This window comes from Sphingobacterium sp. UBA3549 (assembly GCF_002376635.1).
In the GTDB taxonomy this organism is placed as follows: Bacteria; Bacteroidota; Bacteroidia; order Sphingobacteriales; family Sphingobacteriaceae; genus Sphingobacterium.
In genome coordinates, this window is the sequence record NZ_DFOE01000018.1 from 128,692 (window position 1) to 150,263 (window position 21,572).

Annotated in this window: 18 protein-coding genes; 16 read left to right on the forward strand and 2 right to left on the reverse strand. The window is 42.0% G+C overall.

Going from position 1 to position 21,572, the window contains the following annotated elements; all coding sequences use genetic code 11:
* Window positions 1-100: 100 nt before the first annotated feature.
* Window positions 101-406, forward strand: a complete 306-nt coding sequence (locus B2W36_RS10660) for a hypothetical protein (protein ID WP_293887699.1) — start codon at window positions 101-103, stop codon at window positions 404-406.
* Window positions 407-455: 49 nt separating this feature from the next.
* Here the strand turns inward: B2W36_RS10660 and B2W36_RS10665 are convergent, their stop codons facing one another.
* Complete coding sequence (locus B2W36_RS10665; RefSeq protein ID WP_293887700.1) at window positions 456-3,920, reverse strand: TraB/GumN family protein; 3,465 nt, start codon at window positions 3,918-3,920, stop codon at window positions 456-458.
* A 350-nt stretch (window positions 3,921-4,270) separates the two neighbouring features.
* Between B2W36_RS10665 and B2W36_RS10670 the strand changes: the two genes are divergently transcribed.
* Entirely contained in the window at window positions 4,271-5,083 is an 813-nt protein-coding gene (locus B2W36_RS10670) for a hypothetical protein (RefSeq protein WP_209576432.1), read from the forward strand.
* 147 nt (window positions 5,084-5,230) lie between these two features.
* On the opposite strand, the gene B2W36_RS10675 is transcribed toward B2W36_RS10670, so the two are convergent.
* Window positions 5,231-6,274 carry a hypothetical protein gene (locus B2W36_RS10675; RefSeq protein WP_293887701.1) on the reverse strand — a complete coding sequence of 348 codons (1,044 nt, stop codon included), beginning with the start codon at window positions 6,272-6,274 and terminating at the stop codon, window positions 5,231-5,233.
* A 350-nt stretch (window positions 6,275-6,624) separates the two neighbouring features.
* On the opposite strand from B2W36_RS10675, the gene B2W36_RS10680 reads away from it, so the two are divergent.
* The 14 genes from B2W36_RS10680 (at window position 6,625) to B2W36_RS10730 (ending at window position 21,528) form a co-directional block, all read left to right on the forward strand.
* Window positions 6,625-7,071, forward strand: coding sequence for a hypothetical protein (locus B2W36_RS10680; RefSeq protein WP_293887702.1), 447 nt, complete (start codon window positions 6,625-6,627; stop codon window positions 7,069-7,071).
* A gap of 243 nt (window positions 7,072-7,314) precedes the next feature.
* The gene (locus B2W36_RS10685; protein WP_293884712.1) at window positions 7,315-7,851 is read left to right on the forward strand and encodes a DUF2975 domain-containing protein; all 537 of its coding nucleotides are present in this window, start codon (window positions 7,315-7,317) and stop codon (window positions 7,849-7,851) included.
* A gap of 1 nt (window position 7,852) precedes the next feature.
* Entirely contained in the window at window positions 7,853-8,059 is a 207-nt protein-coding gene (locus tag B2W36_RS10690; RefSeq protein ID WP_223580226.1) for a helix-turn-helix domain-containing protein, read from the forward strand.
* A gap of 195 nt (window positions 8,060-8,254) precedes the next feature.
* On the forward strand, window positions 8,255-8,425 hold the full coding sequence (locus B2W36_RS22640) for a DUF1016 N-terminal domain-containing protein (RefSeq protein WP_414712088.1): 171 nt from the start codon (window positions 8,255-8,257) through the stop codon (window positions 8,423-8,425).
* The gene (locus B2W36_RS22645; protein WP_409530103.1) at window positions 8,359-8,610 is read left to right on the forward strand and encodes a DUF1016 N-terminal domain-containing protein; all 252 of its coding nucleotides are present in this window, start codon (window positions 8,359-8,361) and stop codon (window positions 8,608-8,610) included. The genes B2W36_RS22640 and B2W36_RS22645 overlap by 67 nt, the downstream gene beginning before the upstream one ends.
* Entirely contained in the window at window positions 8,561-8,782 is a 222-nt protein-coding gene (locus B2W36_RS22650; RefSeq protein ID WP_409530102.1) for a PDDEXK nuclease domain-containing protein, read from the forward strand. Before B2W36_RS22645 ends, B2W36_RS22650 begins: the two co-directional genes overlap by 50 nt.
* Window positions 8,783-9,409: 627 nt before the next feature.
* Window positions 9,410-9,949: an RNA polymerase sigma factor gene (locus tag B2W36_RS10695; RefSeq protein WP_293887703.1), complete on the forward strand. Its 540-nt coding sequence runs from the start codon at window positions 9,410-9,412 to the stop codon at window positions 9,947-9,949.
* A 154-nt stretch (window positions 9,950-10,103) separates the two neighbouring features.
* Complete coding sequence (locus B2W36_RS10700; protein ID WP_293887704.1) at window positions 10,104-11,315, forward strand: FecR family protein; 1,212 nt, start codon at window positions 10,104-10,106, stop codon at window positions 11,313-11,315.
* A 189-nt stretch (window positions 11,316-11,504) separates the two neighbouring features.
* Window positions 11,505-15,047: a TonB-dependent receptor gene (locus tag B2W36_RS10705; RefSeq protein WP_293887705.1), complete on the forward strand. Its 3,543-nt coding sequence runs from the start codon at window positions 11,505-11,507 to the stop codon at window positions 15,045-15,047.
* A 20-nt stretch (window positions 15,048-15,067) separates the two neighbouring features.
* A complete protein-coding gene (locus tag B2W36_RS10710) occupies window positions 15,068-16,849 on the forward strand; it encodes a RagB/SusD family nutrient uptake outer membrane protein (protein ID WP_293887706.1) in 1,782 nt (593 codons plus the stop codon).
* 1 nt (window position 16,850) lies between these two features.
* Window positions 16,851-17,801, forward strand: coding sequence for a sugar phosphate isomerase/epimerase family protein (locus B2W36_RS10715; protein WP_293887707.1), 951 nt, complete (start codon window positions 16,851-16,853; stop codon window positions 17,799-17,801).
* The gene (locus tag B2W36_RS10720; protein ID WP_293887708.1) at window positions 17,801-19,498 is read left to right on the forward strand and encodes a right-handed parallel beta-helix repeat-containing protein; all 1,698 of its coding nucleotides are present in this window, start codon (window positions 17,801-17,803) and stop codon (window positions 19,496-19,498) included. The genes B2W36_RS10715 and B2W36_RS10720 overlap by 1 nt, the downstream gene beginning before the upstream one ends.
* A gap of 1 nt (window position 19,499) precedes the next feature.
* On the forward strand, window positions 19,500-20,648 hold the full coding sequence (locus tag B2W36_RS10725) for a YdcF family protein (protein ID WP_293887709.1): 1,149 nt from the start codon (window positions 19,500-19,502) through the stop codon (window positions 20,646-20,648).
* A 7-nt stretch (window positions 20,649-20,655) separates the two neighbouring features.
* Window positions 20,656-21,528 (forward strand): phosphodiester glycosidase family protein, encoded by an 873-nt coding sequence (locus B2W36_RS10730; protein ID WP_293887710.1) that lies wholly within the window; start codon window positions 20,656-20,658, stop codon window positions 21,526-21,528.
* Window positions 21,529-21,572: the final 44 nt, after the last annotated feature.

Consider the following 21,572-nt stretch of genomic DNA (forward strand, 5'->3'; position numbering starts at 1 on the left):
TTGCATGTCTTTGTCTGTCGATAACGGCATGTAAAAAAAATGATTGTTTCACACCCCCCGAGCCCGTAGTTTTTGAGTTTGTAATGCTGAAGGAAAAAACTTGATTACTACAGGCCAACTTCATAAAAATAACTTTGAGTTTCGCGAAGAACTGGGAGATCGTGAAAACAAACTGGTAGCGTATGATATACGAAGCGATGATCGCGTTATACTTCCTAAAGTTGCCTGGACTGAAGGATTTATACGGTATAAATTCCTGTCGACGATAAAATCCTTTCCATTTACCGTAAAAACTTCTAAAAATCAGAACTGTGGCGGCACAACAATTGAAGAACTAAAGCTGGATGACGTAAACTATCAGCAGAAGGATGGATATATTTTAGTAATCCTAGAGCGCGAAATCTGACAATTGTATTCTCAGATTTATTCATTTTATTGGCATTTATCGTTCCTTATTATTCGGTATGCATTGTACGAATTAGCTTGAGTGCCTCTGTTTTCCAGTCATTGCTAATCGGTTCCAGATCGGAATAACAGTTTTCAAAATTATACGTCCATTCACTATTTTCTGGATCTGGCATATAAACGGAGAGATAGCGCTGGTTATCGCCTTCCGTTTTAAAGCTATAGATCATATATAGCTTATCATTTTCTGTTAACTGACCTAAATAATCAATTTGAAAGGGGTATGTATCCCATTCGGATTCCAGGTATTCGTTTACAACAATTTTTCCAATTTCGTTTTGTGCTTTATAACTAGCCGGTACCAAATGTTCGCACTTTTTAGCTTTCAGTCCATTCATCAGTACATATCTTTGCGATAAGTTGGCGTAGATACTGTCCAATAGGCTTTGATGAATTGGAAGGTCCAGGACCAAAAACTCGCAGGCAGTTGTTGCGCGCAGGTAACCTATTGGCTCGTCGGCGAGCAACTGTAGCCTAAATTTCTGGAGCAGATCTTTTTGTTTGTACAACGCCATTATTTTTACATAATCTGCTATGGAATAATAATTGAAACTAGCGGCCAGTTTCTGTTCGGAAGTTAATTGCGATAAGTCCTCAGCGAAATAGTGCATTATATCCGGTAAATAGGTATGTATCATTCTGTAAGCTTGTTGCATTGTACTGTCCGAAGCGATTTTTAAGCAAATATTCAATAAGGTAGGCCGATAGCTGTTTACAGAAAAGAGTGGTATTAATTTTTCCAAATTGTGGGCCACATAGTTTCGCGCAGCGCTCAGAGGCTGCAACAAGCGCCATACATCATAACCGGCATCAGGGCGATACTTGTTTAATGCCTGGACGTACCAACCTAATTGCGTAGAATCTATGTCACATACGGTCGGTAAGATAGCAATTTTGATCAGATCTGTCGTTGTCGGATCTAAGAGTAAGCTTTTTAAAGTCGGTACACTGCGCTCATCATGATTATTTACCAAGCTATAGATTAAAGTCCTCCGTAGGCCATCACTCTGATGATCATCGGTCTTTTTTTTGCCCAGTATTTCGTATATTAACGGAAGATCGTCCTTGGCAAATTTGTAATTGAGTCCCAATATTTTTTTTGCCTGTCGTGAAACCAACGTGTCTGGACTATACAGGTCTGCAAGTAGCATTGCTGCTTTTGAACTGTAGAGATCAAAATTTGTAATGCTGTCCTTATAGCGGACAGATTTGATTGTCTGGTCAAGATCCATTTGTTCAATAGCTTCTTCCGTACCGATCACATCAAGCGCATAGGACATATTGCCCCTTGTCCAAATGATTTTTTTGTGGTAGTTGGCTGTTAGTGAATCCCGGAATGTATAGGTTGCAGCAGTGATCCTACCAGAACGTAGTGTATCGTAGCGGACTAATTCTTCAGCCTGTTTTTTTGTACTCGCTTGTATTTCTGAATATAGACTATCTTTTCGTTCTAACCGAAAATATTTTGGAAGCTTGCTTACTTCCAGAAGAAAGGCTGTACTCGAATTGCTGTCCGCGGCTGCGTATACCTGAACTTCTCTATCCAGTTGTTCAGTTGTATCGACGTCATTTACTTTGATTAGTGAAGTAGCAGGAAGTTTTAGTTGTACATGATCTAGTGTATAATCTTCCCATGCTGGTCTTTTGAAAGGAATCATCCGAAAAGAGCTGAAAAAAGCGCTATCCATTTCTTTATTTTCCTTGTCCAGATTTTCTTGCATAACCTGATAGATACGGTTGCCACGAATCCAGGTTTGCGCAAAAAGATTTGATTTTTCCAGCTTGGCGCTTAGGGTTGTACCAATTGCATTATCCTTTTTACATGCCTCAAAAGATGTGATCGTGATGGCCGGATTTTTTGCTACCTTTTTGTGAAGTTCCTTTAGTACCAAAGCCCTGTCAGATATGGTATAGCCAATCGGGTAATCATGGTATTGCACCAAATAATGTGTTTTTCGGATTCTATCCATTGAAAAGTAACTGTATATACCATACTGGAGCTTCTCATCACCCAGCAGCTCCTCACCCGTTTGATAAATGTACTGAGTCTTCGGAGGCATTTTGATTGCAAAGGCGCCAGTTTCATATATGGATTCCCCGAGGTGAGTATCTTGCGCAATATTCAGGATTGTGAGGCTATTAAAAAAGTGGTCTGATAGGTAGCTGTCCAGTTGGCCATTGCTGGTAAATGCCGATAAAGTATATAAAGTGTTGTTTTTTAACCAAAACTCCCATTTCGTCAGTATATGATCATGGTCGGTAATAATCTGCATACCCTGTATACCATTCTTTTCGAGGAGCTTTTCGGATACAATTTGGTGTTTTATATTTGCCGTTCTTTTTTCATATTCCTGTTTGAGAAACGCTTCCGCAGTCAATCCGTTCAACCCGCCGACAAATACTGCTGATACCATCAGTTCTGTTTGCGTACTCAGATCACCATACATCATGCTGGTTCCACCAAGAATCCTTGTCTTATGGACATAACCCTTTGGAAGAGACACTGCATACCCATACACTGAATCCGTGTGAGCGGCCCATTCCATTGTACTGTAGTCAATTTTATATTTGGCGGCTAGGTTTGTTTTTCTCGTCATTACCGGACGGAGCCTATAGCCTTTGAGCTTTAGCAGGTGAATTAGGCCGATGTCGCTTGGTAGATGCGCGGCGCCCACTACGGCGCAAACTGTACCCTTGTCAAGTTGGGCAATGATATTATTTAGCATGGTGTTATTCCTGCTTTGCATTTCCTCGATATCGATATTGGGTGATATGACCTTCCATAGGCTGTCCAAATTTCCTGCGCTATAGAGCTGCATCAGCAGTTCAAAGTGTTGATAATAATTATTACTGTCTTTTTTATTTTTGAGCTGAACTAAACCTCCACTGTTTCTCAGGTCACGTTGATTAGCCATTGGCTCCAAACCGATAATTTGCTTTCGCTGAGATCGCGCCACTCCATAAAGATAAGCGTCGAGCACCGCCGTAATGTCGTCTGGCTTATCGTGGCTAGGATTCAAGAGGTATTCCGCCATATAAGGGGATGCCATTTGCTGCGAATCAGGCATCACGCCATATTTCTTTTTATAGCGTTGTACAAACTCTTTTTTTTGCACATCGGTAAGTTCGATCTTTTTGCTTGAAGGACGCTTGTTGAGTCGGATATCCCAAATCTCTTTATAAAGTGTGTCGGGGTGTATTTCAAGGGCAAAAGCATCCGTATTGGTGATAGCGACAAATATAGAATCATTATTATTGATGAGGCGCCTGTCTTTTAAATGAACTGATCCGAGTAAATAGGAGGATTTGCTTAGGCCGTTTCCGGTGATTTCCCATAAAAAGCTACTGTACTTTGTTTGCTGGGCACGTAAACTATGTCCAACTAGTACGAGACAGGAAATCAGGAGCAGTGATAGCAGCTGTGCAGATTTTGTAGATCCAATAGATTTACACATGTGATTAAAATAGATAATATTATGGTTTCTAGAAGATGTGGTCAATAGTTGACATACTACTCCTATAGCGATTATCGTTTAGATCAGGTATAGAGCTCGTAATCAGATAACGCCTCCTAAAAATAGATAAATTTCTGCATCTGCACAATAGCATAAGGAAGTCAGCTGCCCATTGCTGTCATTCACCAAAATTGCTAGTCATTAGTACTCTTACTTTTTTTACATTCCCTTTCCATTCTTTCGTCTTCTTTTTCTATACATCTATCAAATGGGTGAAAATTTTCTCTTATGTGCTGAATTTCTTATATTTGATAGTTTCACTTTTAACAATGCCTAAATATCCGTTTTTAATGAAATATCTTTTTGCAAGTCTATCGGTTTTGTTTTTAAACTTGGCACAAGCTCAAACCTCGATTAAGACAGAACTCTATATCATTGGCACAGTGCATGACTCCTCCGCCATTTTGAGCCCGGGTATGCTATTTGAAATTATAGATAAAATCAGGCCTGATATACTTTTGCAAGAAAATGATAGCGAGCAGATGAAAGATTACGCAAAGGAAATTCGTCTAACATCCAATGAGCAGACTGCTACATTACGATATCTTAAAAAATATCCTGAAACACGCAATTTACCATTCGAGTTTGAGGGTAGAAATCAGTACCGAAAAGATAGGGGTATGGTCCCGGCTGATTACCTTACCGTAAAGCTTATCGATAGCTTGTATCAAGTCGGTAAGTTAAGTGATACCAATAAAGCCATCTATGAGAAATATAAAGAAGCGAATAAAGCGCTACTTAACTTTTCAAAAACAGATATCAAGACATTGAATTCAGTCGCTTTTGAAACTTTAAATAGATATAGACAGACTCTTCAGCATCATGAGATCCCCAAAATAGCTAATTCCGAAGCAATTTTTGAAGAGAAATATATAGTAAAGCCAAACGGTCAAAAGATATCTTACCGAGATGGTTATCAGCTTTGGTGTAATTTTTGGGACCTAAGAAATACTACAATGGCTATTAATATCATCAAACACGCTAATCAGTATAGTGGAAAAAAAATAGTTGTCTTAACCGGAGTTCAGCACAAGTATTATTTAAAAGAACTGCTCGATAAATATCAAGATGGTAGTTATCGTGTTATTGAATACTTTCAATAACACGATAACTATATCATTGAGCCTTACTCTCTAAACCTTTTGTTAATCTTGGAGCTTGTAGGTAATGACTAGAAAGTATCTCACTGAAAAAACAAAAAGGTTAAAAGCTGAACTGTGCAACGTCAATGAAACATTGGGTATTCCTAGCTATAATATCGTTTTCAAATTTGTGTTGTCCAAACCTTTGTCTTTAAAAAAATCTTTGAGTGGTATTCCATTTATTTTCTTTGTTTTATAAAAAAGGTTCAGTTTCCTATTGAGCTGTTTATCGGGCATATAAATTAACTTGGCTTTTTTAAAATAGTCCAAAAAATTACCGTTTAATATTCCATTGTCCCAATAGAACTCAAAATCTCCAATCCCTTCTACTGCATACCAATCTTTACCTTTATTTAGGCCTGCACTTTTTGTAAAAGGAATGTAAGGTTCATTTGTCCAAAATCTATCTATCACTATAGTTCGGCCTTGATTATTTAAATATAAGGTAGTATCTTTTATTATTCCCCCTTTTAGCATATTTAACCTTTCAGTAGAGAGATAACTTTGTTTTGAAAAATTCCTACTCTGCGGATATATTCCCGCTGCATTAATTCTATATGGCTCTATATTGCCTTTACCTATAAAATAGGACTCGGTTAAGGTCTCGTTGTCGACTAGGAAATATTCATTTTTCCGCTTTATTACGATTTTATAATCCGTTCTTTTCAAATTGAGTAATGGCGTCTCTGAAAAAATACCTAAAGGAGCATAAGTTGCATAAAATATATTTTTTGCAGCGGTTCTTAGCAGGCTGTCCGAGGAAATTAATTTTATATCATTATTAACAATGGCTTTCGAGATATTTTTTACCTCAAATTTAGACCTTGTCAGCGGCGTTATTGTAACTAAGATATCAACGGGCAAATTTTTCCCATCGCGCTCAAAGCTTATAAAATTCTGAAATACTTTTTGATTTGAATCATCAGTAATTATGCTTTTTTTGAACAGAAAATTATAAATAGTCAAATTTGGGAAATCGGTACTGTCGGATTCGATTTCTGCATATGTTCTTTTGCACAATAAATGTTCATCCAATGAATCGGTTAGTATGTCTTGATCAAATACAACATATTTGATTTGAGCAAAGCAGCTACCAATAAGTTGAAAGGCTGATACGGCTAAGAAAGTAAATATGGTTATTATTTTGCGCATGATATTTTTTTATTATTTAATGGTCCAAATGGTCAGCAGAGAAGAAGTTATTAAAAATACACCTCTCGTTTTATGCTTCACTGACCTTTGTAATTTTCTATTTAAATATAGCTGAATTGAAGCGATATTTCGAATGATAACTTTCAACTCCCCATTTCCGCCATTTACCGAGTTTTCTGGTCTGTTAGTCTTACGCCCACAGGCTAGGGGCGTATTGTGTTGTAGTTTTGAGTCAACAAATAAGAACAAAAACCATCATGAGCATAGATGGAAAATGCTCATGATAGCTTCATTACAAATGAAGAACCAATTATTTAGATGGAAAACTAACACAATAAATTAAAGACATTATGAGAACTCTAGTAAAGACCTTTGCAGCAGCAGCTTTAATCGCAGTATCAACTTTCGCTATGGCAGCTGAAGAACCTGGAGCAAAAGCAACCAAAACAGACGTTAAGCTTTCATCAGCGGACTTCGCTTTAGCGCACTATGCTGCGGTAATGACGGAGGGAGAATCAGCAGGAATAGAGCAATTATTCGCGGAAGATTTCAATCAAAAGATCCAAGCCTCCAATGCACAAAATCATAGCCGTAATGCGGTAGTTAAATTATTGAAAAAGCAAAAAGGCGAGAAGCTGAACTGTACAGTAAAAACCGATATCATCGATGAATCTGCAGGCTATATGGTCGCTAAGGTGACTTTGAAATTTGAAAACTTCACCAAGACTGATCTGGTGACTTTGGAGCGTGTGGGTAATGACTGGAAAGTATCTAAATCAATCAATTCGTATAAATAAGTAGGTCGCTTAAAATAAAAATATGTTAGAGAGCTATATCTGAAGATATGGCTTTTTTAATGTTAAAATTGCATGATGTTAATCAGACTCTTTATCTGACCTTTTTCTTACACAGCAGGTTTTAATTTGATCCTCTGGATAAGTAATACATTATAAGTGTCTTTTTTATAAAATAATAATAAATATTTAGTGATAATCGCTAAATATTTATTATTATTGCATTAAATATAAAACTTATCAATTATGAAAAAAATGGACAACATCGTTTTTAAAGGATTATTCGTAATCGCCTGGATCATATTTGTTGGATTATCTATCGAAGCAGGAGCCATTATTGTTAATTTGGTTTGCAGTATTTTCAAACCGGAATTTGTTGGAAAACTCTATCAAAAACTTGATCTGTCGGCTATGTACAGGCAGAGCCAAATGTATTTTTACACAATCTATTCTTTTATCCTTGTCATTGCAGTATTGAAAGCATATTTATTTTATCTGGTGGTCGAAATGATGCACAAATTGGATCTGAATAAACCTTTCAATAATTTAGTTTCCAAACAAATTACAAAAATCAGTTATTTTACATTTTCAATTGGGCTGTTGAGTTATATTGCACAAGAGACCGTAGGTAGAATTATAAGAAAGGGCTACGAAGTCGGGAGCTTACATCAATTCTGGACCGATAGTCAAGCATTTATTTTAATGGCTGCGGTAATCTATATGATATCTGTTATTTTTAGCAGAGGAATTGAATTGCAAAACGAAAACGATTTAACTGTATAAGATGCCGATAATTGTAAATTTAGATGTCATGATGGCTAAGAGAAAAATGTCATTGAACGAACTATCAGAGAAAGTTGATCTTTCACTTTCAAATCTTTCAATATTAAAAACTGGAAAAGCCAAAGCGATAAGGTTTAGCACATTGGAAGCAATCTGTAAAGTGTTAGAATGCCAGCCGGGAGACATCTTGGAATTTGTAGAGGGTTGAGGAATGAAAGAAGGATCCTAAAAAGAAGACTTCTTATAATTAATGACTATATTGAATATTACAACAATAGACGGATAAAACTCCATTTAATGGAATGAGCCCTATAGAATATCGAGAGCAAGCGTAAACCTGTCCAGAGCAGACTTCGTTTAATCCTTTATACATGGAGCAGCGTTTTTTAGAAATTATTCAGTTATTAAAGAATCTCAATCTAAAGCTATTAAGGCAGTTAATACGGAATTAATGAATTTATATTGGCATATTAGAAAGTATATTAGCGCGTGGATTGAAATTTCCGAATGGGGACAGTCGGTCGTCAAAGAATTAATTGGCTCTTTTTCATTAAACAGCACGAACCTGAATTGAAAGGCTTTTCAGATAAGAATCTTTGGCGAATGAAACAGTTTTACGAAACTTATCGCAGCAGTGAAAGACTCTCGGCATTGACGAGAGAATTGAGTTGGACAAATAATGTCCTAATTTTTAGTCGTACCAAGACAATTGAAGCGCGAGCATCTTGGTCAGTTGAATTTTTATCTAGAGGCTCTTGATCGAGACGTTAAGCGATCCAATGAAAATGCAAGTATTGGTACTCTATTATGTAAAGATAAAGATAGTGAGGGGGTTGAGTATGCTTTGAGCCGAAGTCTTTCACCAACACTATTAGCGGAATATAAAACACAATTACCAGATAAAAAGCTTACTTCAACAAAAGTTATATGAATTATTTGAACAGGCTGATAATAGTTATATCAGTTTTAGACATTGAAGGACATTCATTCATAAAATACCTTCAGCCGCTCCAGCCTCTTCTTTACCAGCTTAATCTTCATCCGTTCAAAACTCATTATTTCGTTGCTGTTCTGTTTTAAGGGTACCCGAAAAGGCTGGTTTAGCCTCGCTGATAAGTGTTGATGTGCTTTCGGTTATTTCTCTGATGGGAAAAAAACTAATCCTCAATCCAAGCTCCAACAGAAATTAATAAAGGAAGAGGAAGAACGGTATCTTTATAGTACCTTTTCAAAACGTATGGTTCAAAATTTGACGGTCCTTAGAAGGGACTCTCTACAAACTTTCATGCAGTTGTATCGTCTGAATATTGATACAGCGAAATACATGTCCGACTATGTTATTATCCTGCACATCAAAAAGAGTTATCAAGAATATATCAAACCTTAAGTTAGCCAAACCTGCAGAGTATGGGGAGTACTGCTTTTTTATAAGGCGACTGATCTCGTAATTATGGATATTAATGTTAATTTTATATGAAATTAACATCTGTTAGGTTAATTTGCATCAATTAAACATACCGAATTCATGATCGTTGGACTGAAACATATTTCCATATCAATGGACGATTTTCTCTTATTACAAGCCGGAGATCAGTGTGTTTTTAGTATTGTGTTCAATTATTATCAGCCGATTATTTATTTTAAAGTCAGACAACTCTGCAAAAGTGACAGTGATGCGGAGGAGGTCACACAGGAAGTTTTCATTGAATTCTATTTAAAAAGAATGCAGCTTTCCGGTCCGGAAGCCATTTTTCCTTTTCTATTTGCTATTTCAAAGAGAATGGCCATATCTAATTTCCGTAAATCGCTAGTCCGGTCCAACTATCTGCAGTCTCTTCAGCACAGTTGGCCTGAAAGCTTTTCGTTGCAGGATGAATTGGATGGCAAAGAGCTACAGTTTATCTTAGAATCCATTATTGAGCAATTGCCTCCACAGCAGCAGGCAATTTACCGACGCAGCAAGTTTGAAGACCAAACTTATCAGGAAATTGCCGATGAGGAAGGACTCTCCAAAAATACCGTGCGTAATCACCTCAGTCTCGCCTCAAAATTTGTCCGGTTCAAGTTGGACAAAATCCTGTCCATCTTTTTTTTCTGAGCAGCTCGGGTTGGCATCTCTTTTTTTTGCAAGTGCATTAGCCATCCTATAGGCTAAAAAAAATAGATCATCTACTATCCAAAAAAAAAAATATTTTTCAATTGGTACTTTTTCCAGGTTCGCGCGATTATGTAGTTGAAATCGATCCAAAGGAATGAACCAAATTGAACAATACAGCCAATTAATACGTAAATATCTTGCTGATCAAGCCAGCAAAGAAGAACAGGAATTGCTTGTAGGATTAATGGATGATCCCGTATTTTTTCAGGCTTGGGAGAAAGTCTGGCGGGAGAACTCGTACCCTGCAAAGCCTGCAACATACCCCGATCCACATCGGATGATGGAAAATATATTGGCCGATCCCCAAATTACAACAGCGGCATCTACTCCCCAAAAGACTACAGATGGTCATTTTAATTTCAGAAGAAGTTGGTGGCAGGTGGCGGCAATCTTTCTTGCGTTCTGCGGAGCCGTGCTATGGGGATACTACAACGTTTATACCGTGGATATCCAGCCTAAAGAGCAGCTTTCTAAGGTGTCGATCGTACCAGGTTCTGATAAAGCCATAATCATCCTTGAAAATGGAAAACAGATCGACCTCAGTTTGCTGCATGCGGATACGGTACTTGACCAGGGGGAATATTTGATTACCAAGGACGATAAAGGTCAAATCAGTTATAAGCTCAAAGACAAGTTGTCAACAACAAATAACATCGTCTACAATACGGTCGTAACCCCTAGAGGGGGAGAATATACGTTAAAGATGGCCGACGGAAGTCTGGTGCAGCTTAATGCCGGCAGTAAGATTAAATATCCCGTAAAATTTGATGCGAAGTTGCGGTCGGTGCAGCTCGAGGGTGAAGCCTATTTTGAGGTGGCTAAAATGGATAATAAAGGCAAAAGGGTACCTTTTACTGTGCAAAGTGGAACACAAACACTCGAGGTGCTTGGAACGCATTTTAACATCAAGAGTTTTGGTGATCGCATCGTTACCACCTTGGTAGAAGGAAAAGTCAGGCTCTCTTATGCCGATGCTGCTTTGAAAGAACAGGTCCTTGCGCCCAATGATCAGGTAGTCTTCAATAAAAGCCGTAAGAGCGTGAAAAAGGAGCAAGTTGATCCGTTCTATAGTCTTGCCTGGAAAAATGGAAATTTTGCTTTTGATAATGCATCCATTCAAACGGTCATGGACGAGGTTGCACGCTGGTATGATGTCGAGATCAGTTACGGAGACGAGCTGCAAGGACAGCACTTCTCCGGGACAATATCCCGCTATGAGAATATCGATAAACTATTGAAAACAATTTCTTTCGCCGGTGGCGTACATTTCGAACGTAAAGGAAGGAGGATATATGTGCTAAACTAACGCTGATGAGAAGATAGCATATATAACAATCAGGAGCGCGCCAACGCCCCTGAAAGTTTTGTCTTTTTCTCGACATGGATGAATAGTAAAACCGTTAAATTTTATCTCAACCGAATGCAATTTACTAAAAAAAAATTGATCGGACCGAGGCAATTATGCCAGGTAAGATCCCAGAAAATACCAATTTCTATGAAATTGTCTTTAGCAATTCCACTCCTGTTCGTGGCCAATTTGCAGCTGCACGCCTTTACTTTCGGCCAGACCGTCAATCTGAAGCGGAACAATGTGAAAGTGAGTGCTGTCTTGAAAGAACTGCAGAAGCAAAGTGGATACAATATTTTTTACAACGAATCGCTGATCGCAAAAGACGACCGTATCAGCGTCAGCTTCAACAATATCCCTTTTGAAGAAGCGCTGAAAGATTTATTGAGCCAGCTTCAGTTATCGTATGTCAAAGCAGATAAAAATATTGTCTTGAACAAAAGACCGGATCAGGCAGTTCGTCAAGCGTCGGCTACGGAGGCTCCACAGCTGTACCCGGTCAAAGGATTTGTCAAAGACGATCAGGGCCGACCCTTAGACAATGTTACAATCAGCGAAAAAGGCAAAAAGGAGAAAACGCTCAGTCGTGAGGATGGCAGCTTTCAGATCCAGGTCAGTAGCCGTTATGCCATACTTGTATTTACCATGGTCGGCTATCAGCCACTGGAAATGGCGCTCGCACAGCAGTCTACATTGCATGTAACCATGAAACCGGCCATCAATGCAATGGAGGAGGTGGTCGTCGTGGGCTATGGCGTGCAAAAAAAAGCCAATCTGACGGGGGCCGTGTCGCAGGTCAATGGGGATGATATCGCATTGCGTCCAAGTGCAAATATAGCAGGTACGCTCCAGGGGCTTATGCCGGGCTTAAATATTCAGCTCAACAACGGTGATCCATCCAAAACACCTGACATCAATGTGCGGGGATTCAATTCCATCAATGAGGGCGGCCCGCTGGTATTGATCGATGGGATTGAAGGGAATATCACACGGGTTAACCCCAATGATATTGAAAGTGTTTCTGTCCTGAAAGATGCGGCTTCTGCGGCCATCTATGGAGCCCGTGGTGCTTTTGGTGTTATCCTGGTGACCACAAAAAAAGGAAAGGCAGGGACAGTGAAGGTCGATTATGTCAATAATTTTGCCTGGACTACACCGGCCTCCCGTACCGATTATATCTCCGATCCCTATGTCTATGGGAAAACCGTAGATGCCGCACTGTACGGTTATAACGGCAGTTCCTATACACGTTACAATCCAATGGACTGGGAAGCGATCAAAATGGTGGCTGCAGGTGAGATTGCGCCCTTTCATGAGAAGCAGGCGGACGGAACCTATAAATTTTTCTATAAAACCAACTGGTGGGATTACCTATTTAAAAAATATCAGCCCTCCAACTTCCATAATATCGCCATTTCAGGTGGCAGTGAGAAGTTGAAAGCCTATCTCTCCGGACGTATATTCAAACGGGAAACGATCAATAATATCAATGACGATGCGAATATGGACCGCCAGAATATGAAATCCAATTTGGTATTCACGCCCAACAGCTGGCTGGAAATTTCGAACAATACACAGTTCATCAACGAAACGGATAAAGAATATGGGGGGTACAGCAATGGTCTGGGGGGACTTTGGAGTACGACGACCTGGTATAATCTGATGCCTTTCTATCCCAATTTTGTTGATGGGATTCCAACGGATATTGGTGTAGGTACTGGTGGTCAGGGAGCGAATGCAGGACTGGAGTCGGGAAAGAGCTGGGAGCTGCGCAATAGTGAAGAATTTACCAATACATTCCGTGTCCTGCTCAAGCCATTGAAAGGTCTACAGGTAAATTTTGATTATAGCAACCGTATCGAAAACTTTTCACGGAGCACACGCCTCAACCCCTTTAGTTACTATTCGGGCAACAAACTCAATTATACGACAGCAGGGCTCAACCGTCTGACAGAATACCGCTGGAAAGACAAGTATAACGCGATGAACCTGTTTGCGACCTACGAAAAAAATGTGGCGCAAAAGAATCAGTTCAAATTATTGGTGGGCTACAATCAGGAATCCTTTGACCGGGACCGTATCGCCGGGGCCATGGATGATCTTCTGATCGAAGATCTATCCAACCTGGCACTGGGTACCTCCATGTATAGCCTGAGCGGATCAGCTGAAAATTGGGCTATTCAAGGCGTATTTGGCCGTTTTAATTATGCCTACGATAATAAATACCTACTGGAAATAAATTCACGGTATGATGGTTCATCACGGTTCCCCAGTGGGAGTCGGTGGGGATTTTTCCCTTCCGTCTCATTGGGCTGGCAGCTGGATCGTGAGCGCTTTTGGGAATCGATCAAAGGCAGTATACCAACCCTAAAACTCAGAGCTTCTTATGGCAAGCTCGGCAACCAGACTGTAGGGGTCAATACCTTTAAGGAGTTGATGACGGTGCAGCAGTTGGCTTGGCTAAATGGGGGCTCCCGTCTTATTGGGGCGAGTACGCCGGCACCTTTGCCGAACGTTGTCACCTGGGAACGCACCAAAAGCATTGACTTCGGTGTTGATCTTGGGCTGATCCAGAATAAGTTAAATGTTAATTTTGACTGGTATCAGAAGGATGTTGAAGGAATGTATCTTCCGGGGCAGCCCCTTCCAGCGGTATTTGGAGCTAATGAACCGCGTGAAAACTATGCTGCTTTGCGCAATAAAGGTTTTGAAGTGGGGCTAAGCTACCAGGACAAGTTTGACCTTGCAGGCTCACCCTTCCGTTTCAACATCGCCGTGAATACCACCAATTTTAAAGGGATCATTACGAAATATAATAATCCACAGGGCTTGTTGAGCTCCTATTACGAAGGACAGGTGCTGGGGCAGATCTGGGGATACCATATCGACGGACAGTTTCAGTCCGATGCGGAGGCATTGAGCTACCAGAATAGTTTCCAGGATCCACAATTGTCCCTCTCCAAAGTATATAATGATATTCTGAGTGTATCGCAAAATAGTGAGTGGAATATGTTGCGCGGCGGTGATGTGAAATACGTGGATCTCAATGGTGATGGACGTATCGACAAAGGTGACAATACGCTTGCCAACCATGGTGATATTAAACCCATTGGTAACGCCATGCCGAAATTTCCATTTGGTATCAATATGAGTGCTTCCTGGAATAATTTTGATCTCTCGACAGCCTTTGCTGGTGTTGCCAAGCAGGACTGGTACCCGACCGGGGATTTATACTGGGGATCCTACCAGCGGCCTTATCTTTCCTTTGTACGTAAAGACCTGGTGGATAATGCCTGGACACCGGACAATAAGGGAAACAGGTATCCACAGATCTATCGGGGATACTCGTCGCTGCAGAGTGGAAGGTCGTTGTACGAATTGAACGACTATTACCTCACCAATGTTGGGTTCCTGCGGATGAAAAATTTTACGTTAGGATACACCTTACCGCAGAAATGGACAAGGCGCTATAAAGTGGAAAAACTACGGTTTTACTTCAGCGGCGAGAATCTGCTGACCTGGAACTTTGGCAATCTGACGAAGTATATAGATCCAGAGCAAGCAGGTGCAATGATCAATTATAATTCGCCTGCGAGTGCCAATGATCCTGCAGATTCCTCGGAGCGGGGCCTGCTACGTGACTATCCCATGGGTAAAACCTATTCTTTTGGTTTAATGCTTACGCTTTAATACTTGACAACGCAATGATAATGAAACTTACAACAAACACCTATAAACTACTTGGTCTGTTGATCTTGCTATCACTGGCAGCTTGTCAGAAAGACTATTTGGATCGTCCTTCGGAGGACCAGGTGGAAGCGCCTTATTTTTTCAATACAGCAAAGGATCTGGAGGTAGCCACTAATGATTTTTACACTTTTTTGCCCAATGAATCCTGGTATACAAATGATGGTAGTTCGGACAATATGATCCCCCTCACGGTAGCCGACCGGATTAAGGGCAATCGTACTGTCCCTGTGGGCAGCGGCTCGGGCGGTTGGTCCTGGAGCCAGCTGCGCAAAATTAATTATTTTCTGGCCAACTACCATAAAGTGCCCGACGCTGCAGCACAAAAGAAATACGGCGGCATAGCCCGCTTTTTTAGAGCGCATTTTTATTACGATAAGGTAAAAACTTTCGGTGACGTGCCCTGGTATGGAAAGGTGCTGAGCGCCAAAGATGAAGATCTTTTCAAAGCGAGGGACTCACGGCAGCTGGTGATGGATTCTATTATGGCTGATCTGGACTATGCTATTGAAAATATCCCAGCGGAAAAACAGCTTAATCTGATCACCAAATACACGGCACTGCTGCTGAAAGCGAGGGTAGCACTCTTTGAAGGGACATTTAGAAAATACCATCAGATCGCAGGACATGAAAAGTTCCTGAATGAGGCTGTTAGTGCATCGGCCGAACTGATGAATGCTGGGGTATATACCTTATATAGCCAGGGCGGGGCGGATCAAGCCTATCGGAATCTGTTCGCCCGAAATAATCAAGATCAGGTGGAGACTATCCTTGCCATTGATTTTGAATTGGGTATGCGTGTGCATGGCCTTGGCTATTCCTTTACCTCAGCGACTTCGGGAGCCTATGGAATCGCCAAAGATATGATCAATAGCTATCTGATGAAGGATGGAAGCCGCTTTACCGATAGATCAGGTTACAAGACCATGGAATTCTATCAGGAAATGCAGAATAGAGATCCAAGGCTTACACAGACAACGGCGGGGCCTGAGTTCCGTGCCAATGGCGAGACAAGCAATGAGCCAGTCAACTTGACCATCACCACGACTGGCTATCGTCTGATTAAGGCCTTGCCTGATAAATTGCAATGGGGCGTATCGGCCTCCTATTTTGATGTCATCTTATTCCGTTATGCAGAGGCACTGCTGATCAATGCCGAAGCAAAAGCGGAACTTGGGACAATCAGCCAAAGCGACCTTGACCTGACAGTCAATAAGCTGCGTAGCCGGGCGGGAATGCCGATGCTATCCCTCGCTGAAGCGAATGCCAATCCTGATCCTTACTTGCTGGCCATGTATCCGAACATCGACGGAGGCGCATTTAAGGGAGTACTTTTGGAAATCAGGCGCGAAAGAAGGATCGAGTTGTTCAACGAAGGACAGCGCTGGGACGACTTAATGCGTTGGAAAGCAGGATCAAAACTCAATCAGCCTATTGTCGGCGTTTATTTTCCAGGTGTCGGCGCGTATGATTTTACCGGCGATGGCAAGGCGGATGTGTATGTCCATACCGGCAACACATCGGGGGCACCGGGTACCGTGACCACATTGATCAATATCAATCAGCGGACGCTTTGGGACCCGGTTTCAAATACGCAAAATGCCAATAAAGGGTCATTGGATCCATTTTATCAACGGGGTAAGTTTGATGAAAAACGTGATTACTATGCACCGATCCCCATCGAAGATATCAAGTTAAACCCAAATCTGAAACAAAATCCTGAATGGGAGAAATTATACCGATAACATGAAACAACTTATTTTTATTTCGATCCTCTGTTATCTATTGATCCCCGGATATACCTACAGTCAAAAGCAGGGTCGGCCTGATTATGCCGTTGGCTACTCACTCGATATCCGGAAGATAGCATTGGAAAAGCTAAAGGCCGACAAAGCAGCTGGTATGGATTATATCGAGATTGCTGGGTTAGGAAGTTTTGTCAATGCAGATCTCAGTTTAAACATTCCACAGGATGAATGGTTGCTTAAATGCGATTCGTTGGCCACTGTATTGAAGGAAGCGTCGGTGAAGGTATGGTCTATCCATATGCCCTTTTCCGCCAAAATAGATATCTCTACGTTGGATGAACAGCAGCGGCAGCAGGTGATCCGTATGCATTTGCAGCTGCTGGAAGGCCTTTATCGTCTTCATCCGCAGGTAATTCTGTTTCATCCTTCCTATTACCTCGAGCCCAACAAAAGGGAGGCCCGCAAGGATCAGCTGGTACGTTCTGTCAACGAGTTGTACACTGCGGTATCGGGGACGGGGCGGCAGCTCGTCATCGAAAATATGCTCGGTCCTTCGCTGACGGTGGGTGAGCGGGAGCGACCCCTACTGCGAACCGTGGAAGAATGTCAGGAACTTTTCGCCCGCTTTCCTCATCAGGTCGGCATTGCCGTGGACATGAACCATATTGCGCATCCCGAGCGGCTGCTCTTGGCTTTTGGTCCACGCGTCAAGACGCTGCACGTCGCGGATGGGAATGGAACGAAGGAAAGTCACTACCTGCCTTGTAATGGTAAAGGGCAGAATGACTGGAATACCATATTGGCCGCACTTGAAAAAATTAAATATAAAGGTGTATTCATGTTTGAGTGTCATTATGAAACCACAGCCCAGCTGATTGAATGTTACCGTCAACTGCAGCAGAATTATAGCAACACACAAAACAATAAGTACGTTCAAAACATTGATTAATGAAAAAAGCGTTATATATTTTTATGGTTCTATTTTTTGCCCTCAGCATACAGAGCTGTAAAAAAGATAAAATAGAAAGTGAGCAGCGGCTCCTGATTGATCGGGATTATATGGAGGTCGGCAGTAGGGCCGATACCTATCAGTTGGACATCTTGGCGAATGCGGCGGTTACCGTCAGTAGCGACAAAGATTGGATCAAACTGGATAGTACGGTGTATCCCAAAGGGAAAAATAAGATCCGGTTTTCTGTTTCTAAGAATTCGGAAGACGAACGTTCAGCGACATTGTTGCTCAGGCTGAACGATAATCTATCGCAGGAGATCTTGGTTTTGCAGGAATCCGGAAAAGTGCCCGTTTTTTATGTGACTCCTGCGGGTAAAGGGGATGGCAGTTCCTGGACTAGTGCTACTGACCTCGATCAGGCACTCGAAAAAGCAACGACAGGCAGTACGCTATTTCTTGCTGAGGGGACCTATGTTCCAACGCGGACCATTCGCAATGGCGATGTGAACGAGGAATCAGACAAAACCATAGAGATTGCAAAGAATGTCAGCCTGATTGGTGGCTATGCGGCCAATGCCAAACCTGGAGATCAGCCCAATCCCGCGCTGTATAAAACCATCTTTCAGGGAAAGCTTTCCAGTGGAAAATCGGTGTTTCATACGGTCACCGTGACGGCAGCCGCGGATCCTGAAAATCAGGTTAGGTTGGAAAACATCAGCATCAAAGGGGGGAATGCCACCGACCGCAGTGCCGGTACAACGATCGACAAGGTCAAATTCAGCCGTGGCCAAGGCGGCGGTATGTTGATTGGCATGGCTCGGGTCCTGCTCAAAAATGTGGATGTGGTTGACAATAAAGCCACCGCAGATAAGGGAACTGCAGGTTTTGCTGCCGGCATCTACGCGTTTGCGGGTGCCCAGCTCAGACTGGAAAACTGCCGTATCAACAATAATAGCAACACCGGCAATAACGGCGGCGGACTATGGATCGCTGATGGGTCACTGGTTGCCTACGATAGCCAGTTTAATCACAATAGTGCCAAAGGCACCGCAGGGGGCGTACATGCCTATCCAAACGCGGCTATCACACTCTATAATTGTGAGGTGATCGGCAATTCAAATACATCCTATGGAGCAGGTGTTTATCTACGTGAAAAATCAAAAGGGGTATTTGTTAATTGCCTGCTGGCTGAAAATTCGAGTACATCAGCCAACGGCGGAGGCGGACTAATGCTGTATGATAACTGTCAGGCAGACGTGATCAGTACAACCATTACCAAGAATGCCGTTGTTGGTCCCGGCGGTGGTGTCTATCGTCGCAGCAATGTCAACAACTTGACTTTGATCAATTCGATCGTTTCGGGCAATATTCAGGCGGGCAGTTCAAGCGATGTTGATGCTTATTCAGATAACGTCGCTGTTGTTCCATTGATCCAGCACACTGTTGCTACGAAGGCGGTGTATGGCGCTGATGGAAGCATTGTTCCAAAAGTAAGTTTTGAACCTGCGACTATGCTGAATCCAGATTATCTACCTATCGGTGCCGAAAATCCGTCCATGAGCTATGGTTTAAGCTCATCCGGGTTGCTGGAGCTTGCCAAGAAATATAAGCCGGTATTGGACGACAGTCGCATACAACAAGATATCAATAATAACCCGCGCTCTTCCAGCTGGATGGGTGCAAAAGTGAAATAAGATGAAACAATTAAGCTGCCTATTTATCCTTACCATTCTTTTCATGTGTAACAGTCGCGCGGCTGAGCACAAGAATATCCTGCTGTTATTGGGTTCAGCCGATCCTGAGGTATTAGCCCGGCGGGTAGATGTTGCTGCTCAGCTCTACCGTATCCGGCCGATGGATGCTATTGTGGTGTCCGGAGGTTGTGGTGCACACGGTTCCAAGATTTGTGAAGCTTCGTCTATGGCGCTGCAATTGGTCAGCAAGGGGGTGCCCGCAACATTAATCTTTAAGGAGGAAAACTCCAAGACGACGGTGCAGAATTATATTTTTAGCAGGCGGCTCAAAAATAACGCTGGCGAGCGAATCATCCAGCCCGGAGATACGGTGTATGTTGTATCCGACCACTGGCATGCTATCGCTGTTGCTGCCCGCCTGGAAAAATACGACGGGGTGACAGCCAAGTTTTTTATTGAAGGTGCTATACAGCCCAAAAAGGAAGACCGTCTTGATTATGGCGGAATATTTAACGCTTACGATGACAACCATCTTTTTACGTTAAAAGGAACATGGCTTACACCTGAAGCGGTATGGACAAAAAAAGACAGTACCTATTATCTCACACAGGATATGGTCTACGCAACGGATGCAGCTAACATTAGCTATAGCGTCAGTCCAGTGGAGAAGCTGTTTCCTTTTCTGAAAGGGAGTTCAGAATTTAATCCACCGATATATATTGATGACCCGGCTGCATGGTATGTCCTTTTTGACGGCTATTGTCGTAAAGTTTCAAAAAAAGATTACAAGGTACTGGAAGAACAGCCTATTCAGGAATGGCTGCCGTTGCCAGACACATTGAACTGGAGTCAGGTAAATACAGGGTATATGCAGGGAAAATCATTGGTGCTGATCGGAAAGGACAAGGTACTATTGGCAGAGCGAAAAGGGAAAGCCTTTCAGTATGTCCAGGCAACTGTGCCACAACACTATTTTGTCAACTGGCCGTACAGCTGGGGGGCGGGTAATGTCAGTGCGGCAAGATTGCTGCTAGGAGAAAATAAGGTCATCTTGTATCGCAATATGGAGTCGGCGGTATGTACTATTGAGCAGAAAACAATTGAAAAAGCGGTTCCATTAAAGTTAAAATGGATCGGCGAAATAAAGTAAAAAACAGATGAAAAGAAATTTTATATATAGCTTAATGCTGCTTTTTCTTGTTATTTCATGCAAGAAAAATGAGGGTGGCACGCAGCTGCCCTATGATTACAGTATTCCCCAGGACGAAGACCTGGCGGAGATTATCCATACGACAGCCTGGAATACAAAAACGGTTGCAGACGGTATCGTGTGGAAGTATTACCAATTTCCACGGATATTTGATTCCAAACAGTATGTAAATGTATTTGAGATCGACCTGAAGAAAGGCATGAAGCTGGAGATTCCCTATGTGAAAACCGGATTTCTAAAAACAAGTGCGGCCGCTACTGCTAAGGATGCTTTGGTGGCATTCAATGGCAGTTATTTTAATACCAGTACAGGCGGATCAACCGTGTTTTTCAAATACGATGGCCAGGCGGTCAACCAGACAGTAAATGGATTTAACAGCTACCGTGAAAATGGTGCATTTACCTTTACGGGGCAAAGCTATCAGATTGTGCCGAAGCCTGCAGGAGGTTGGGGTACCCTGAACGCTACAGCTGCATTGGCTGGCGGTCCACTATTGATGCAGGATGGTCAGGTGCTGGAGCAGTTGAACGTAGATTTCAATACCAGTAGGCACCCCCGTACAGCAGTTGGGCTTACCACGGACAATAAGCTGATCGTAGCTGTTATCGATGGCCGCTCATCACAATCACAGGGACTGACGATACCCCAGCTGGGTGAGTTAATGGCTGCATTGGGCTGCACTTCGGCGTTAAACTATGATGGCGGCGGTTCCTCCACAGCCTGGGTGAAGGGCGAAGGTGTGGTCAACTATCCTTCAGATAATGGAAAGTTTGACCATGAAGGTGAACGTGCTGTAGCCACGGTGTTTACAGTGAAATAAAAATTCGATAATTTTAGCGTTAGACGGCCATCTCGTGGATAATA

Bases quoted from the DNA above. Each gene is read 5' to 3' on its own strand.
- B2W36_RS10665 (WP_293887700.1), bottom strand. From the start codon at position 3,920: ATGTGTAAATCTATTGGATCTACAAAATCTGCACAGCTGCTATCACTG.
- B2W36_RS10670 (WP_209576432.1), top strand. From the start codon at position 4,271: ATGAAATATCTTTTTGCAAGTCTATCGGTTTTGTTTTTAAACTTGGCA.
- B2W36_RS10675 (WP_293887701.1), bottom strand. From the start codon at position 6,274: ATGCGCAAAATAATAACCATATTTACTTTCTTAGCCGTATCAGCCTTT.
- B2W36_RS10680 (WP_293887702.1), top strand. From the start codon at position 6,625: ATGAGAACTCTAGTAAAGACCTTTGCAGCAGCAGCTTTAATCGCAGTA.
- B2W36_RS10685 (WP_293884712.1), top strand. From the start codon at position 7,315: ATGAAAAAAATGGACAACATCGTTTTTAAAGGATTATTCGTAATCGCC.
- B2W36_RS10690 (WP_223580226.1), top strand. From the start codon at position 7,853: ATGCCGATAATTGTAAATTTAGATGTCATGATGGCTAAGAGAAAAATG.
- B2W36_RS22645 (WP_409530103.1), top strand. From the start codon at position 8,359: ATGGGGACAGTCGGTCGTCAAAGAATTAATTGGCTCTTTTTCATTAAA.
- B2W36_RS10695 (WP_293887703.1), top strand. From the start codon at position 9,410: ATGGACGATTTTCTCTTATTACAAGCCGGAGATCAGTGTGTTTTTAGT.
- B2W36_RS10700 (WP_293887704.1), top strand. From the start codon at position 10,104: ATGAACCAAATTGAACAATACAGCCAATTAATACGTAAATATCTTGCT.
- B2W36_RS10705 (WP_293887705.1), top strand. From the start codon at position 11,505: ATGAAATTGTCTTTAGCAATTCCACTCCTGTTCGTGGCCAATTTGCAG.
- B2W36_RS10710 (WP_293887706.1), top strand. From the start codon at position 15,068: ATGAAACTTACAACAAACACCTATAAACTACTTGGTCTGTTGATCTTG.
- B2W36_RS10715 (WP_293887707.1), top strand. From the start codon at position 16,851: ATGAAACAACTTATTTTTATTTCGATCCTCTGTTATCTATTGATCCCC.
- B2W36_RS10720 (WP_293887708.1), top strand. From the start codon at position 17,801: ATGAAAAAAGCGTTATATATTTTTATGGTTCTATTTTTTGCCCTCAGC.
- B2W36_RS10725 (WP_293887709.1), top strand. From the start codon at position 19,500: ATGAAACAATTAAGCTGCCTATTTATCCTTACCATTCTTTTCATGTGT.
- B2W36_RS10730 (WP_293887710.1), top strand. From the start codon at position 20,656: ATGAAAAGAAATTTTATATATAGCTTAATGCTGCTTTTTCTTGTTATT.